General features: G+C 38.0%; 19 protein-coding genes and 2 other annotated features. All 19 genes read right to left on the bottom strand.

Going from position 1 to position 15,288, the window contains the following annotated elements:
• Positions 1 to 9 precede the first annotated feature (9 nt).
• Positions 10 to 369 carry a 50S ribosomal protein L7/L12 gene (gene rplL / locus JFU18_RS15000; protein ID WP_002009788.1) on the bottom strand — a complete coding sequence of 120 codons (360 nt, stop codon included), beginning with the start codon at positions 367 to 369 and terminating at the stop codon, positions 10 to 12.
• A gap of 67 nt (positions 370 to 436) precedes the next feature.
• Positions 437 to 937, bottom strand: a complete 501-nt coding sequence (gene rplJ / locus JFU18_RS15005; protein ID WP_002009790.1) for a 50S ribosomal protein L10 — start codon at positions 935 to 937, stop codon at positions 437 to 439.
• A 39-nt stretch (positions 938 to 976) separates the two neighbouring features.
• Positions 977 to 1,122, bottom strand: a sequence feature (ribosomal protein L10 leader region).
• A 49-nt stretch (positions 1,123 to 1,171) separates the two neighbouring features.
• A complete protein-coding gene (gene rplA / locus JFU18_RS15010; protein ID WP_002009792.1) occupies positions 1,172 to 1,864 on the bottom strand; it encodes a 50S ribosomal protein L1 in 693 nt (230 codons plus the stop codon).
• A gap of 180 nt (positions 1,865 to 2,044) precedes the next feature.
• Positions 2,045 to 2,470 (bottom strand): 50S ribosomal protein L11, encoded by a 426-nt coding sequence (gene rplK / locus JFU18_RS15015; RefSeq protein WP_001085872.1) that lies wholly within the window; start codon positions 2,468 to 2,470, stop codon positions 2,045 to 2,047.
• A 168-nt stretch (positions 2,471 to 2,638) separates the two neighbouring features.
• Positions 2,639 to 3,172: a transcription termination/antitermination protein NusG gene (nusG, locus tag JFU18_RS15020; RefSeq protein ID WP_002009795.1), complete on the bottom strand. Its 534-nt coding sequence runs from the start codon at positions 3,170 to 3,172 to the stop codon at positions 2,639 to 2,641.
• Between the two features lie 131 nt (positions 3,173 to 3,303).
• A complete protein-coding gene (gene secE, locus JFU18_RS15025) occupies positions 3,304 to 3,483 on the bottom strand; it encodes a preprotein translocase subunit SecE (protein WP_002009797.1) in 180 nt (59 codons plus the stop codon).
• A 32-nt stretch (positions 3,484 to 3,515) separates the two neighbouring features.
• Complete coding sequence (rpmG, locus tag JFU18_RS15030) at positions 3,516 to 3,662, bottom strand: 50S ribosomal protein L33 (protein ID WP_012260172.1); 147 nt, start codon at positions 3,660 to 3,662, stop codon at positions 3,516 to 3,518.
• A gap of 128 nt (positions 3,663 to 3,790) precedes the next feature.
• Complete coding sequence (locus JFU18_RS15035) at positions 3,791 to 4,450, bottom strand: RNA polymerase factor sigma-70 (protein ID WP_002009799.1); 660 nt, start codon at positions 4,448 to 4,450, stop codon at positions 3,791 to 3,793.
• A gap of 67 nt (positions 4,451 to 4,517) precedes the next feature.
• A complete protein-coding gene (locus JFU18_RS15040) occupies positions 4,518 to 5,030 on the bottom strand; it encodes an NYN domain-containing protein (protein WP_002009801.1) in 513 nt (170 codons plus the stop codon).
• A 3-nt stretch (positions 5,031 to 5,033) separates the two neighbouring features.
• A complete protein-coding gene (gene rlmB, locus JFU18_RS15045; protein WP_002091503.1) occupies positions 5,034 to 5,777 on the bottom strand; it encodes a 23S rRNA (guanosine(2251)-2'-O)-methyltransferase RlmB in 744 nt (247 codons plus the stop codon).
• On the bottom strand, positions 5,774 to 6,181 hold the full coding sequence (locus JFU18_RS15050) for a Mini-ribonuclease 3 (protein ID WP_002009804.1): 408 nt from the start codon (positions 6,179 to 6,181) through the stop codon (positions 5,774 to 5,776). The genes rlmB and JFU18_RS15050 overlap by 4 nt, the downstream gene beginning before the upstream one ends.
• 2 nt (positions 6,182 to 6,183) lie before the next feature.
• Positions 6,184 to 7,581: a cysteine--tRNA ligase gene (gene cysS / locus JFU18_RS15055; protein ID WP_002091500.1), complete on the bottom strand. Its 1,398-nt coding sequence runs from the start codon at positions 7,579 to 7,581 to the stop codon at positions 6,184 to 6,186.
• Positions 7,562 to 8,227 (bottom strand): serine O-acetyltransferase, encoded by a 666-nt coding sequence (gene cysE / locus JFU18_RS15060; protein ID WP_002091498.1) that lies wholly within the window; start codon positions 8,225 to 8,227, stop codon positions 7,562 to 7,564. The genes cysS and cysE overlap by 20 nt, the downstream gene beginning before the upstream one ends.
• Positions 8,228 to 8,364: 137 nt before the next feature.
• Positions 8,365 to 8,610 (bottom strand) — a binding site (T-box leader).
• 47 nt (positions 8,611 to 8,657) lie between these two features.
• The gene (gene gltX / locus JFU18_RS15065; RefSeq protein ID WP_002091496.1) at positions 8,658 to 10,115 is read right to left on the bottom strand and encodes a glutamate--tRNA ligase; all 1,458 of its coding nucleotides are present in this window, start codon (positions 10,113 to 10,115) and stop codon (positions 8,658 to 8,660) included.
• Between the two features lie 89 nt (positions 10,116 to 10,204).
• Entirely contained in the window at positions 10,205 to 10,681 is a 477-nt protein-coding gene (gene ispF / locus JFU18_RS15070; protein ID WP_201033559.1) for a 2-C-methyl-D-erythritol 2,4-cyclodiphosphate synthase, read from the bottom strand.
• 113 nt (positions 10,682 to 10,794) lie between these two features.
• Positions 10,795 to 11,475, bottom strand: a complete 681-nt coding sequence (gene ispD, locus JFU18_RS15075; protein WP_201032301.1) for a 2-C-methyl-D-erythritol 4-phosphate cytidylyltransferase — start codon at positions 11,473 to 11,475, stop codon at positions 10,795 to 10,797.
• Positions 11,476 to 11,491: 16 nt separating this feature from the next.
• Complete coding sequence (locus JFU18_RS15080) at positions 11,492 to 12,595, bottom strand: PIN/TRAM domain-containing protein (protein WP_002063406.1); 1,104 nt, start codon at positions 12,593 to 12,595, stop codon at positions 11,492 to 11,494.
• A gap of 160 nt (positions 12,596 to 12,755) precedes the next feature.
• Positions 12,756 to 13,829 (bottom strand): DNA integrity scanning diadenylate cyclase DisA, encoded by a 1,074-nt coding sequence (disA, locus tag JFU18_RS15085; protein WP_000392162.1) that lies wholly within the window; start codon positions 13,827 to 13,829, stop codon positions 12,756 to 12,758.
• A 3-nt stretch (positions 13,830 to 13,832) separates the two neighbouring features.
• Complete coding sequence (gene radA / locus JFU18_RS15090; RefSeq protein ID WP_002169331.1) at positions 13,833 to 15,209, bottom strand: DNA repair protein RadA; 1,377 nt, start codon at positions 15,207 to 15,209, stop codon at positions 13,833 to 13,835.
• Positions 15,210 to 15,288 lie beyond the last annotated feature (79 nt).

Raw genomic sequence — 15,288 nt, forward strand, 5'->3', positions numbered from 1 at the left:
AAAAGTTAATTACTTAACTTCTACAGCAGCGCCAACTTCTTCAAGTTTAGCTTTCATTTCTTCAGCTTCCTCTTTAGTAACGCCTTCTTTGATTGCTTTTGGAGTGTTGTCAACTAATTCTTTAGCTTCTTTTAAGCCAAGACCAGTGATTTCACGTACAGCTTTGATAACTTTGATTTTTTGAGCGCCAGCACTTGCAAGTACTACGTCAAATTCAGTTTGCTCAGCAGCAGCTTCACCAGCGCCACCAGCTACAGCTACAGGAGCAGCAGCAGTTACGCCGAATTCTTCCTCGATAGCTTTTACTAAGTCGTTAAGTTCTAATACAGTCATAGATTTAACTGCTTCAATGATTTGTTCTTTAGTCATTGTAAATATCCTCCCTTAAATAGGTTTGTATTGTTTTATAGATAACAAGTAATTATCTTTTAAAAAATTAAGCGCCTTGCTCTTCCTTTTGATCTGCAACTGCTTTAGTAGCAAGTGCAAGGTTACGGATTGGAGCTTGAAGAACGCTAAGAAGCATAGAAAGTAAGCCTTCACGTGATGGAAGAGTAGCGATAGCTTTAACCTCATCAAGTGTTACAAGTTTACCTTCGATTACGCCCGCTTTAATTTCTAAAGCTTCATGATTTTTAGCGAAGTCGTTTAATACTTTCGCAGGAGCAACTACATCCTCGTTACTGAACGCGATTGCGTTTGGTCCTGTTAAGAATTCGTTTAACTCAGCCATTTCAGCAGACTCTGCAGCACGACGAGTTAAAGAGTTTTTGTAAACTTTGAACTCAACGCCAGCTTCACGTAAGTTTTTACGTAATTCTGTTGCTTCAGAAACTGTTAAACCACGGTAGTCAACAACAATTGTAGATTTACTGGCGCGAAGTTTTTCAGCGATTTCAGTTACAACTTGTTGTTTAGTTTCGATTACTTTGCTCATGTTATTACACCTCCTGTAGATTATATAGAAGATGTACCGAAAGTGCACTAAAAACCTCCATGCCCAACTTGTAGACATGGAGGCATATAGTCACAGAAAAAAGATTCCGCTTCGTATATTAACACCTAGGTAGGAAATTAAGTCGAATCGACTCCTACTGTCTACGGTACACTATTAAAATTCACAACATAAATGATTATATTAAAACTTCTTTATGAAGTCAACTTCCAATTTTTACGCAAGTGTAGAAACGTCTACGCGTACGCCAGGTCCCATTGTAGAAGCAACAGTTGCGTTCTTCATGTAAGTACCTTTTGCAGCAGCTGGCTTAGCTTTTTGTAGCGTGTCAGCAATTGTTTTGAAGTTTTCTACTAATTTAGCATCTTCGAAAGATACTTTACCGATTGGAACGTGGATGTTACCAGCTTTATCAACGCGGTATTCAACTTTACCAGCTTTGATTTCGTTAACAGCTTTAGTTACATCGAAAGTAACTGTTCCAGTTTTAGGGTTTGGCATTAAACCTTTAGGTCCTAATACACGACCAAGTTTACCAACTTCACCCATCATGTCAGGAGTTGCTACTACTACATCGAAATCAAACCAACCTTTTTGGATTTTACCGATGTAATCAGCATCGCCTACGAATTCAGCGCCAGCAGCTTCAGCTTCTTTTGCTTTTTCGCCTTTAGCAAACACTAATACACGTTGCACTTTACCAGTACCGTGTGGAAGAACAACTGCACCACGAATTTGTTGGTCAGCTTTCTTAGGGTCAACACCTAAACGGAATGCAGCTTCTACAGTTGCATCAAATTTAGCTGTGTTTGTTTTCTTTACTAATTCTACTGCTTCTGTTGCAGAGTAAGCAGATGCACGATCAACAAGCTTCGCAGCTTCAACGTACTTTTTACCTCTTTTAGCCATGTTTGTTTCCTCCTTGAATGTGGTTTTAGCGGAATAACCTCCCACGTTTACGCCTTCATTCCGGGAACCCCCGAGGATGTGCGCCCATCCATTTATTTAAAAATGATGATCATTTACGATAATAAAGGTTGCGAATTGGAATTCCAGACCCGCAACCTTTTTTACAAAAAACAAATCGAATTAGTCTTCGATAACGATGCCCATACTGCGCGCAGTACCTTCAACCATACGCATTGCAGCTTCTACGCTAGCAGCGTTTAGGTCAGGCATTTTAGTTTCAGCGATTTCGCGTACTTTATCACGCTTAACAGTTGCCACTTTATTACGGTTTGGTTCACCAGAACCAGACTCAATACCAGCTACTTTCTTAAGAAGAACAGCAGCAGGAGGAGTTTTAGTAATGAAAGTGAATGAACGGTCCTCAAATACCGTAATTTCAACAGGGATGATAAGACCAGCTTGATCAGCTGTACGAGCGTTAAACTCTTTACAGAAGCCCATGATGTTAACACCTGCTTGTCCTAATGCTGGACCAACCGGCGGAGCTGGATTAGCTTTACCTGCAGGAATCTGAAGTTTTACCATTTTAATTACCTTTTTAGCCACGAGACACACCTCCTTAAGTCCGTGATGTGGTCAATTGGGCAGTGATTTGCCCTCCCACTTCATATTTTATCATAATGATAAAATCTTTTTCAAAAAACGTCTCCGTTACCGAAGACGTACTGACTTAAAAGATATTATCACTTTTTACAATTCATTTCAAGTTTCATTTTATAATTTTTCAATTTGATGGAAATCAAGTTCAACCGGAGTCTCGCGACCGAACATGTCTACAAGCACGCTAACTTTTTTCTTTTCCACATCAATTTCTTCAATCGCACCTGTATAATCCGCGAATGGCCCCTCATTTACACGCACTGTTTCATGAAGTTCAAATTCGAAATCAACCACTTCATTGTCCATTCCCATATGCTTCATGATGGTAACAACTTCCTCTTCTAATAGAGGCGATGGTTTAGATCCTGAACCAGAAGAACCGACAAAGCCTGTTACACCTGGCGTATTACGAACAACATACCAAGAATCATCAGTCATGATTAGTTCTACTAATACGTAACCTGGGAACACTTTTCTTTTCGTTATTTTTTCTTTACCATTTTTCATTTCTACTTCTACTTCTTCCGGGACAACAACACGGAAAATTTTATCTTGCATACCCATTGATTCTACACGTTTCTCTAGGTTTGCTTTTACTTTATTTTCATATCCAGAATAAGTATGGACAACATACCAACTTTTTTCCATTCATTTAGGACGAGCGTCCTTCCCTCCCTGACGTACATTTTTTTGCGCAAATGAAAAAACCCGTTCACCGGGCTTTTACACAGTTCTTATAAATAACATTATATCATGGATAAGTGCTTCTTATTCAAGAATTAACCAAGAATTAACCGAATTAAAGAAGAAATGCCCATATCAACCACTGCGAAGAAAATCGCAAAGAACACAACTGTCGCGATAACAGTCGTTGTTGATCGGAGTAATTCATCTTTTTTAGGCCAACTTACTTTTTTCATTTCGCGACCTACATCGCCGAAAAAGTTCGTTAAACGCATCTACGGGACCTCCAGTTTATTATTTCAATTATTTATTTTGTTTCTTTGTGAACTGTATGCTTATTGCATGTTTTACAAAACTTCTTTATCTCAAGTCGCTCTACTGAGCTCGTATCTTTCATCGTAGAGTAGTTTCGATTTTTACACTCTTCACATGAGAGTACAACTTTTTTCCTCATTAGTTACACCAACCTTGTAACATTGTCCCTAAAAATGTATCATACAACAAAAGACAATGTCAATGTCATGACTTTCACTCTCTTAACAAAAAGAAAACAGGTGAATTATTTTACACCTGCGGCACTTGCTATGAATTTAAAGTTGTGCTCTCTCTCATCTCCATATATCTTTCTAATTTCCTTTTTACACGCTGCAATGCGTTATCAATAGATTTCACGTGCCTGTTTAACTGTTCTGAAATTTCTTGATAGGAACGACCATCTAAGTATAAAGAGAGCACTTTTCTTTCTAAATCGCTTAATAATTCAGATATTTTAGATTCTATGTCTGTATATTCTTCCTGACTTATAATCATCTCTTCTGGATCAGTTACTTTCGATTCCGAAATAACATCTAATAATGTTCGATCAGATTCCTCATCGTAAATTGGCTTATCTAAAGACACATACGAATTTAACGGAATATGTTTTTGCCTTGTTGCTGTTTTAATAGCGGTAATAATTTGTCGAGTGATACACAGTTCAGCAAATGCTTTGAACGAAGACAGCTTGTCCCCTTTATAATCACGAATAGCTTTAAACAATCCAATCATGCCTTCTTGAACAATATCTTCTCGATCGGCACCAACTAAGAAATAAGATCTTGATTTCGCGCGAACAAAGTTCTTATATTTGTGAATTAAATATTCTAGAGCGTCAGTATTACCTTTTCGAACTAACTCAACGATTGCCTCATCCTCTAAATCACGAAATGTAACGTCGCCTACACTTACGAAGCCTGCTTCCACCCTGATCCCTCCGACCGCTATATATTTAGCAATATTATACAGTAAAAAGATAAAGAGCGTCAATGCTTCAACGCTCTCCTCTTCTTAATTTTTCTAATTTTTCTGTAATATCTTCACTAAATATCTTTCGCATGGCGGGTTGCTTTTCTTTCGTGTCTTTTGTACACCTTCTTACTTGTTGTTCCATCGCTTGCACTTCTAACTCTAATTCACGCGCAGATTTTCGAAGTGCACCTTGCGCAAATATAATCCATTGCTCCGTATAATCCGAAGTTGCAACGTATATTTGTGTATTTATATTTCTAAGCTCAATCGCAAGTTGTTCTATCTTTTCATCTGCAGTTTGATTTTTTCTCGTGAATATTACTTCCACCCGTGATTGTTTCATCTTTTTTTCAATACCATAGACTGTATAGGCATCAAAGACAATCATTACCTTTGTGCCTGTATACCCTTGATAATCCGCCATCTTATCAATAAGTGCGTCTCTTGATGACTGTAAATCTACATCCCGCAGTTTCTTCAAGTCTCCCCAAGCCCCGATAATGTTGTAACCGTCAACGATTAAAATATCGTTCATTTTTTATTTACCAATTTCGTGACGTTTACGATATACCTCATACATTAACAAACTTGCGGCTACTGAAGCATTTAAGGATGTAACTTTACCGACCATCGGTAAAGTAATTAGGAAATCACACTTTTCACCAATAATACGACTCATACCTTTTCCTTCACTACCAATTACTAGTCCGATTGGCATATTACCATCTAAATTACGGTAATCTGTTTTCCCTTTGGCATCTGTACCAGCAATCCAAAGTCCACGTTCTTTTAATTCATCAATTGTACGCGATAAATTTGTTACACGTGCAACAGGAATATATTCAATTGCCCCAGTCGACGCTTTCGCAACTGACGCTGTAAGCCCCACAGCTCTTCTTTTTGGAATAATAACCCCATGAGCCCCTGTTGCATCCGCAGTACGCATAATAGAGCCTAAGTTATGCGGGTCTTCAATTTCATCTAAAATCAAGAAGAACGGATCTTCATTGCGTTTTTCTGCTAATTTAAACAAATCCTCTAACTCAGCATATTGATATGCAGCTACTTGAGCAATTACACCTTGATGATTACCCTCAACCAATTGATCTAATTTCTTCTTTGGTGCGTGTTGCAAAATAACCTTATTCTCTTTTGCTAATGCTAGTACAATTTGCACTTGTCCTTTGGCAGCACCTTCCGCTACCAAAATTTTATTAATATCTCTCCCCGCTCTTAAAGCTTCAATTACAGGGTTACGTCCGATAATATATTCACTACTCATGATGATGTGCTCCCTTCCTTTTCTTCCAAAACGTCAATCGCCTTATATACAATCTCGTCCAATCTTTCACGATTATTCAACAAGTGATGATAACCGATTAGTGCTTCAAAGGCTGTACTGTGTCGATATGTTTGTACATCTGTATTTTTTGGAACAGTACCCGAATTCGCATTACGCCCTCTTCTTAATACCGCCTCTTCCTCTTCTGTCAAAAATGCCGTTTCTAATAAATGATAAACAACTTTCGCCTGTGCTTTTGCCGAAACAAAGCCCGTCCCTAAGCGATGTAATTGATTAGGGCGAACTGTCCCCTTTTGAAGGAGGTGATAGCGGATATATTGCTCATATACCGCATCACCCATATATGCTAAAGCTAAGCTGTTCAATTGCTTTGCATCAATCATTCTTATCCTCTTTTCCATCTTGTACCTTGAGCGGTATCTTCTAAAATAATATTACGTCCTTTTAAATCATCACGAATTTGATCAGATAGTGCGAAGTCACGATTTTGACGAGCTTCAATACGCTTTTGGATTAGTGCTTCAATTTCTTCATCAAGCAACTCTTCTTGTGCTAATTCTAATCCTAAAATACTAAATAATGTTTCAAGTTGTTTTACATACGCTTCAATTACAACTTTAGAAGTATGTTCTTCTAACAAATATTGATTTGCGTGATTTGCTACGTTATATAATTCAGTAATCGCATTAGCCGTATTGAAATCATCATCCATCGCTTCTTCGAATGCAACCTGGAACTTTTCCATTTCAGCTAACCATTTTTCATTATGGTCCGTTAAATCCGTACTACTTTCCATACGATGCTTTAAGTTACCGTAAGCTGTTTTAATTCTTTCTAGTCCATTATTAGTACTTTGCAATAAATCCTCGCTAAAGTTAATTGGGTGACGGTAATGTACCGATAGCATAAAGAACCTGATTAACTGTGGATCATATTGTTTAATGATATCGTGAACTAAAATGAAGTTTCCAAGCGACTTAGACATCTTCTCGTTATTAATATTAATATATCCGTTATGCATCCAATAACGTGCAAATGTTTTTCCTGTCAACGCCTCAGACTGCGCAATTTCATTTTCATGATGAGGAAATGCTAAATCTTGACCACCAGCATGAATATCAATTGTATCCCCTAAATATTTACGCGCCATTGCTGAGCATTCAATATGCCACCCTGGGCGTCCTTTCCCCCAAGGGCTTTCCCAGAAGATTTCTCCTTCTTTCGCAGCTTTCCATAAAGCAAAATCAAGAGGGTCTTGTTTCTTTTCTCCTACTTCAATACGTGCACCGTGACGTAAGTCTGCAATCGGTTGATGTGATAATTTACCGTAACCTTCGAATTCTTTCGTTTTAAAGTACACATCACCTTCTGATTCATATGCATACCCTTTATTCACAAGTTCTTGAATAAATTCAATAATGATATCCATATTTTCCGTTACACGTGGATGAACCGTTGCATGTTTGCAACCTAGTGCCGTTACATCTTCAAAGTAAGCTTCAACAAAACGATCTGCAATTGTTGGCACATCTTCACCTAATTCGTTTGCCGCCTTAATTAATTTATCATCCACGTCAGTAAAGTTAGATACATACTGCACATCATATCCTTTATATTCTAAGTAACGACGTACTGTATCAAACACCATAGGTGGTCTTGCATTCCCAATGTGAATGTAGTTATACACTGTAGGTCCGCACACATACATCTTTACCTTATTTTCTTCTAATGGCATAAACTCTTCTTTTTGACGCGTTAACGTATTATAAATGTGAATAGTCATTTTTATCCTTCCTTCCTACCTTTACTTCAAGTTGCTTTCTCAATTTATCAAGTTCTACTTCCATAACCTTTAATTTATCAAAAATCGGATCCGGAAGATCAGAATGATTTAATTCTTGACCAATTTTTACTCCATTTTGAATAACGACTCGGCCAGGTATACCTACAACTGTAGAATGCGCAGGAACTTCCTTTAACACGACAGATCCTGCTCCAATTTTAGAATTCTCTCCAATAGTAATAGAACCTAGTACTTTAGCACCTGTTGCAATTAATACATTATCCTGAATTGTAGGGTGCCTCTTTCCTTTTTCTTTACCTGTACCACCTAATGTGACACCTTGATAAATTGTTACGTTTTCGCCAATTTCACACGTTTCTCCAATTACAACCCCCATTCCATGATCAATGAAAAAACGACGACCAATAGTTGCTCCTGGATGAATCTCAATGCCAGTAAAAAAACGGCTAACTTGCGAAATCCAACGTGCCATAAAGAAAAAATTCCTTTTATAAAAAGCATGTGCAATTCGATGGGCCCAAACTGCATGTAATCCAGAGTAAGTTAAAATGACTTCGAAATAACTTCTTGCCGCTGGATCCTGTTCAAAAACGACTTCAATATCTTCCCGAAGCCTCTTAAACATCGATGTTCCCTCCCCTTTATGGGCTGCTTTTTTCGAGTGAACTAACTCCCCACTTCCCCCTAAATCTTTATACAAGGGGATAAAACTTATACTCACACCATTTACATGGTATAAAAAAAAGACGCCTCTGTCATATAGACAGAGACGCCTTATAAGCGCGGTTCCACTCTGTTTAGGCTAAAGAAGCCTCAAACTCATCCATGATAACGGTTTACACCGCTTCTGTTTACTTTGCGCCCTAAGACGTTCCGCGAAATACTTCGCTGTTCAACAGAAGACTCGAAGGGGCATTTCAAAAATCCGCTTATAAACCACTTCCAGCCTAAGGGTGGTTCTCTCTGTAAAAAGCCTGATTTTCTACTTCTCCTTCTCGTCGCTTTTCCTTATTAGATTTTAGATATACTTATTATATTGCTAAACCTAGAAAATGTTAACCAATTACTTTTTGAATACGATTTAAAACTTTTTCTTTTCCAAGAAGAGCAATAGCGTTAGGAAGCTCTGGACCATGTGTTTGTCCAGTAGTAGCAACACGGATTGGCATAAATAGGTTTTTACCTTTATGTCCTGTTTCTTTTTGAACTGCTTTAATAGCCGCCTTAACTGCCGCTGGCTCCATTGCTTCTAAAGCTTCTAATTGATCGGCAAATGCACGAAGTACTTCAGGTACTTGTTCACCTTTCAATACTTCTTGTCCCTCTTCTTCATGATCAACATGATCTTTAAAGAACATTTCAGAAAGCTCTACAATTTCAGCTCCAAAGCTCATTTGGTCATGATATAAAGCAATTACATCACGAACCCACGCTTGTTCTTGTTCACTTAAGTTTTCACCTACGCGACCCGCTTTCACTAAATGCGGTAAGCTTAGTTCAACAACCGTATCTAAATCTTGTTTTTTCATATATTGGTTGTTCATCCATTTTAGTTTTTGGGAATCAAATAATGCAGGTGATTTTGATAAACGAGCTGCATCAAACATTTTGATGAACTCATCTTGAGAGAAGACTTCTTCTTCACCTACTGGTGACCAGCCTAGTAATGCAATAAAGTTAAAGATTGCTTCTGGAAGATATCCAAGCTCTTTATATTGCTCAATAAATTGAATAATAGATTCGTCACGCTTACTTAGCTTTTTACGGCTTTCGTTTACAATTAAAGTCATATGACCGAACTTCGGGATATCCCAACCGAAAGCTTCGTAAATCATCATTTGTTTTGGCGTGTTTGAAATATGATCATCACCACGAAGTACGTGTGTAATCTCCATTAAGTGATCATCTACCGCTACCGCAAAGTTATAAGTTGGAATTCCATCTTTTTTCACGATAACGAAATCACCAAAATCATTTGAATGGAATGCAACTTCATCTTTTACGAGATCTTTAAACGTGTAGTCGCTATCAGCCGGCACACGGAAGCGAATACTTGGAATACGGCCTTCAGCCTCAAATCCTTTAATTTGCTCCTCAGTTAAATCACGGTGGTTTCCTGCATAACGCGGTGTTTCACCACGAGCGATTTGACCTTCACGCTCTGCTTCTAGCTCTTCTTCTGTCATATAACATTTGTAAGCTAAATCACGCTCTAATAAATCTTTATATAATTTTTTATAAATATCTAAACGCTCTGTTTGACGATATGGTCCAAATTCACCACCAACATCAACACCTTCATCCCAGTCCATACCGAGCCATTTCAAGTATTTTAATTGGCTTTCTTCTCCACCAGCAACATTACGTTTCACATCAGTATCTTCAATACGAATAATAAACTTACCATCTTGATGACGAGCAAATAAATAATTAAATAATGCCGTACGCGCATTTCCGATATGTAAGTGTCCTGTTGGACTTGGCGCATAGCGCACTCTCACTTGCTTTTCCATAGTTGGTACACCTTCCAATCTTAATGTCAACACATTCTATAATTGTACACCAAAAAAACGTGATTATCCATCTTACGAATTAAAAACCACTATTTTTTCTGTAATAAAACAACCGCTTGAGAAGCAATCCCTTCTTCTCTACCTGTAAATCCTAATTTTTCTGTTGTTGTTGCCTTTACATTAATATTATAAATAGACGTTTCTAATAGTTCACTAATGCGTTTACGCATGCTTTCAATATGCGGTGCCATTTTTGGCTTTTGGGCAATAATTGTACAATCTAGGTTCCCTAGCTCATAACCTTGTTCACGCACAAATTCCCAAACCTTTTGTAACAATACAGCTGAATCCGCATCTTTGAAGGCAGGATCTGTATCGGAAAAATGTTTTCCAATATCTCCTGCTGCAATTGCTCCTAGACATGCGTCAGCAATCGTATGTAACAATACATCTGCATCCGAGTGACCGATTAATCCTTTTTCATGAGGAATTGTAATTCCACCGATAATTAACGGTCTACCTTCCGCAAATTCATGTACATCAAAACCTTGTCCAATTCGAAACATTCTTTACATCCTCCTCAATCTAAACTACTTTATGAATTCTATATTATATTGCTATCTCTATAAAGAAAAGCCCGGCAACTGCCGAGCTTTTCTTTACTATAATACCATCACTTCTATTTCTTCTGAACATGAAGGAAACTTTCAGCAATTAGTAAGTCCTCTGGAGTCGTCACTTTAATATTATAGTAACTCCCCTCTACTACGCCTACTTTCTTCCCTACACGTTCTACGAGACTTGCGTCATCTGTACCAAGAAAATAACTTTGCTTTGCACTTCTATGAGCTTCTAATAAAAGAGGAACAGAAAATCCTTGCGGTGTTTGAACCGCTTTAAGCTGAGAACGTTCTACCGTTTCAACAACAACACCCTGTTCTACTTTCTTAATGGTATCCTTCACTGGCACCGCACAAATGGAAGCACCATATTTCTCTGCTGCAGTTAATACATCTTGCATCATCTTATTCGTTACGAACGGGCGCGCACCATCGTGTACGAGAACATATTCAACACCACTCACATACTGAAGCGCATTATACACACTATCTTGTCTTTCGGCCCCGCCTTGAATAAATTGCACCTGCTTTTCAACCGGGTACTTCTGCATTAACTCCTCAAAATAAGGGCGTTCCTCTTCGTTAATTGCCATGATAATACGTTTACATGCTTTATCTTTTTCAAAAGCACGTAATGTATGCACAATGATAGGTACTCCATTTATAAGTAAGAACAACTTGTTTTTGCCAGCACCCATCCGTTTCCCTTGACCCGCTGCTGGAATAATTAACGTATACATATTAATAATCCTCTACTTATAATGCTTTTTCTAATAATTTACGTTTTGCGAAAATCATACGACCAGCCGATGTTTGCAACACACTTGTAACTAGTACATTAAGTTGCGAACCGACATATTCTCTACCGTCTTCTACTACAATCATCGTGCCATCATCTAAATATGCCACACCTTGATTTTGTTCTTTACCATCTTTCACAACATAAACACTTAATTCTTCGCCAGGGAGTACGACTGGTTTAATTGCATTTGCTAAATCGTTAATGTTTAATACTGTTACTCCTTGTAATTCAGAAACTTTGTTTAAGTTGAAATCATTTGTTACAACAGTTCCACCAGTGATTTTAGCTAACTTTACAAGCTTGCTATCCACCTCTTGGATATCCTCAAAATCGCCTTCATAAATTTCCACCGGAATTGGTAGCTCTTTTTGAATACGATTTAAAATATCTAATCCTCTGCGACCACGATTACGCTTTAAAGCATCAGAAGAATCGGCAATATGCTGAAGCTCTTCTAATACGAATTGTGGAATCACAATTGTTCCTTCTAAAAACTTCGTTTGGCAAATATCCGCAATACGTCCATCAATAATTACGCTTGTATCGAGAATTTTCCAATGAGTTGTAGATTTTTCTACCTCTACCTCTTCGTTCTCGCTATTGTTTTTCTTCTTACCTCCACGCTGGGGTAATGTAAATAATCCTAGCAATTCATTTCTCTTTTTAAATCCTACTTGGAATCCTAAATAACCAAGTAAAAGAGTAAAGAACACTTGTAATACTGTACTAATGACTGGAATCGTGAATTCACGAATTGGTATCAAAATTAAATATGCAACAATAAGACCAGAGATCAACCCTAATGTACCAAATAAAACATCCGCTACCGGTGCCTTTACAAGGGCTTCTTCGATATGTTTAATAAGTTGAACAATATAATCCACAAGCCAAAATGTTGTTAAAAATAAAATAATTGCACCAATAATTGCACGAACGTACGATCCCTCAAGCAAAGGAACAGCACCAACGTCCAATACATTAATAACTTTTGGGATTAGAAAAATCCCTAACGCTCCCCCGATCACTAAAAAGAAGAGCTGTACGATCCTTTTTAACATCCAACCACCTCCTACTCATTATTAACCATTGTTTTGCTAATCAAAACGCCGAATGCAAAAGCGGACGTGTTTTTTTGTAAATAGTTTTATTTACCAATATACCATATCATATAACAAAAATGTTCTAGTGTCGTTATATTATGGAATCAATGTAATATTCTTAATTGTGTCTACTCATATAGAGATGCTCTTGAATTCTTTTTAGGCCCTCTCGTATTTTCTTCGCCCTAACTTCCCCAATTCCTTCCACATCATCCAATTCATTAATAGTTGCACGACAAACACCTTGCAATGTTTTAAATCGATTAATTAAATTTTCAATGATAAGTGGTGGAACACGAGAAATTTTGCTTGCGATTCGGTATCCCCTCGGTGTCACGCTTTCTTCTAAGCTCATTTGCCCTGGATAGCCGAGCAATTTAACTAAATCGCTATCCTCTAAAAGCTGTGTATTTGCAAGATCTTGTAACTTTTTCAAAATTTGATGGTGATCCTGCGTTTTTTCTTGATAATAATCCTTAATTAATAACGCTGCCTCTGCTTCTAAGTCGGCTAGTAATTCTGTAAGTTGTAAACGAATTAACCTTCCTTCCGTTCCTAACTCATGAATGTAGCTTACTATTTCATTTTTAATACGCAGTACCATTTCAACACTATGTAAAACGTGAACTACCTCGGACATTGTAACGACCTCTTCAAATTCTAGAATGCCCAAATTCGTAATCCCATCATTCCATACAGCTTTATATTTTTCTAACGTTTGAATAGCTTGGTTTGCCTTTGTTAAAATTACACCTATATCTTTTAGTGTATAACGTAAGTTCCCTTGATATAGTGTAATTACGTTACGTCTTTGTGAAATAGCCACAACAAGGCTAGCCGTCTGCTTTGCTACACGCTCTGCCGTTCGGTGACGCATACCTGTTTCAATAGAATCAATGGATGGATCTGGAACTAATTGTGCATTTGCAATTAAAATTTTGCTCCCAGTTTCATTTAAAATAAGTGCCCCATCCATTTTTGCTAATTCATATAAACTAGCCGGTGAGAATGCACAATTAATGTGAAATCCTCCATCAACAATACTTTTAATCTGCTCATTATACCCAAGAACAATTAGCCCTCCAGTTTGCGCACGAAGTACGTTATCTATCCCTTCGCGTAGTGGTGTTCCTGGGGCAACAAGCTGTAGAATATTAATCATACTTTTGACACGTTGCTTGTTTTCCTCCATAGCCTAGCCTCCTAATGTCAAACGAAGCGCTTCTCCTAAATTAGAAACACCTACTACCTCAATCCCATCTGGAATTGTCCATCCTCCCAAATTTTTTCTAGGAATAATAGCACGTTGAAATCCTAATTTCGCTGCTTCTTGTACACGTTGTTCAATTCTTGATACTCTTCTTATTTCTCCAGTTAGGCCTACTTCTCCTATTACCGCATCGGCTGGTGCAGTAGCTTTATCTCTGAAACTTGAAGCAATACTTAAGGCGACAGCTAAATCGATTGCTGGTTCATCTAATTTCAAGCCACCCGCAACTTTTAAATATGCGTCTTGATTTTGCAACAATAAACCTGTTCTTTTTTCTAGCACTGCCATAATAAGTGAAACGCGGTTATGATCAATTCCCGTCGCCATTCTTCGAGGATTTCCAAAACTAGTAGGGGAGATTAATGCTTGTATTTCTACTAAAACCGGCCTTGTTCCTTCCATTGAAGCAACCACTGTGGATCCTGCAACTCCAACCGGACGTTCCTCAAGGAAAATTTCAGAAGGATTTAGTACTTCTGCAAGACCTAGTTCCTTCATTTCAAAGATACCCATTTCATTTGTGGAACCAAAACGGTTCTTCACAGCTCGCAAAATACGATATGTATGGTGACGATCTCCTTCAAAGTAAAGAACTGCATCAACCATATGTTCTAGCATACGTGGTCCTGCAATTGCCCCTTCTTTTGTCACATGTCCGACGATAAAAATAGGAATCCCTTTCGTCTTTGCAAGTTTCATTAATTCCGCTGTACATTCACGTACTTGCGTTACACTCCCTGGGGCTGACGTCACTTCAGGTAAATGTATCGTCTGAATGGAGTCAATAACAACAAAAGCTGGATTCATCTCTTCAATGTGCGCTGCAATTCTCTGTAAATCAGTCTCTGCTACAACAAATAGATTACTACCCTTTACATGCAAACGATCTGCACGCAGTTTGATCTGCTTTGCTGACTCCTCACCTGATATGTATAGTACATCATATAAAGAATCTGCTAATTGCGATGAAATTTGTAATAACAATGTTGATTTCCCAATCCCAGGGTCTCCACCAATAAGTACTAAAGATCCATCTACAATCCCGCCACCAAGTACACGGTTAAACTCTTGAAATTTCGTTTCAATACGCGCCTCAGACTTTGTTTCTACCTCTGTTAAGCGTCTTGGTTTTGTTACTTCTGATTGAATTGCATTGGCATAATTAAGGCGTCTTGATGATACAACTGGTTCCATCTCTTCAACAAGCGTATTCCATTGACCACATCCAGGACATTTCCCCATATATTTTGGCGACTGATAACCACATTCTTGACATGTAAATTTTGTTTTCTTTTTAGCCATATCTTTTATAGTTCACTTCACTTTCATCTACAAACGTTTATCCTTCTCGTACAAGAAAGAGGGCTATCGCGTAGCCCTC

It is taken from the genome of Bacillus sp. TH22, from assembly GCF_016651015.1.
Lineage (GTDB): Bacteria > Bacillota > Bacilli > Bacillales > Bacillaceae_G > Bacillus_A > Bacillus_A mycoides.

Coding starts and splice junctions, on each gene's coding strand:
- rplL (WP_002009788.1), bottom strand. CDS start 369: ATGACTAAAGAACAAATCATTGAAGCAGTTAAATCTATGACTGTATTA.
- rplJ (WP_002009790.1), bottom strand. CDS start 937: ATGAGCAAAGTAATCGAAACTAAACAACAAGTTGTAACTGAAATCGCT.
- rplA (WP_002009792.1), bottom strand. CDS start 1,864: ATGGCTAAAAGAGGTAAAAAGTACGTTGAAGCTGCGAAGCTTGTTGAT.
- nusG (WP_002009795.1), bottom strand. CDS start 3,172: ATGGAAAAAAGTTGGTATGTTGTCCATACTTATTCTGGATATGAAAAT.
- secE (WP_002009797.1), bottom strand. CDS start 3,483: ATGCGTTTAACGAACTTTTTCGGCGATGTAGGTCGCGAAATGAAAAAA.
- rpmG (WP_012260172.1), bottom strand. CDS start 3,662: ATGAGGAAAAAAGTTGTACTCTCATGTGAAGAGTGTAAAAATCGAAAC.
- JFU18_RS15040 (WP_002009801.1), bottom strand. CDS start 5,030: ATGAACGATATTTTAATCGTTGACGGTTACAACATTATCGGGGCTTGG.
- rlmB (WP_002091503.1), bottom strand. CDS start 5,777: ATGAGTAGTGAATATATTATCGGACGTAACCCTGTAATTGAAGCTTTA.
- JFU18_RS15050 (WP_002009804.1), bottom strand. CDS start 6,181: ATGATTGATGCAAAGCAATTGAACAGCTTAGCTTTAGCATATATGGGT.
- cysS (WP_002091500.1), bottom strand. CDS start 7,581: ATGACTATTCACATTTATAATACGTTAACGCGTCAAAAAGAAGAGTTT.
- cysE (WP_002091498.1), bottom strand. CDS start 8,227: ATGTTTAAGAGGCTTCGGGAAGATATTGAAGTCGTTTTTGAACAGGAT.
- gltX (WP_002091496.1), bottom strand. CDS start 10,115: ATGGAAAAGCAAGTGAGAGTGCGCTATGCGCCAAGTCCAACAGGACAC.
- ispF (WP_201033559.1), bottom strand. CDS start 10,681: ATGTTTCGAATTGGACAAGGTTTTGATGTACATGAATTTGCGGAAGGT.
- ispD (WP_201032301.1), bottom strand. CDS start 11,475: ATGTATACGTTAATTATTCCAGCAGCGGGTCAAGGGAAACGGATGGGT.
- JFU18_RS15080 (WP_002063406.1), bottom strand. CDS start 12,595: ATGTTAAAAAGGATCGTACAGCTCTTCTTTTTAGTGATCGGGGGAGCG.
- disA (WP_000392162.1), bottom strand. CDS start 13,829: ATGGAGGAAAACAAGCAACGTGTCAAAAGTATGATTAATATTCTACAG.
- radA (WP_002169331.1), bottom strand. CDS start 15,209: ATGGCTAAAAAGAAAACAAAATTTACATGTCAAGAATGTGGTTATCAG.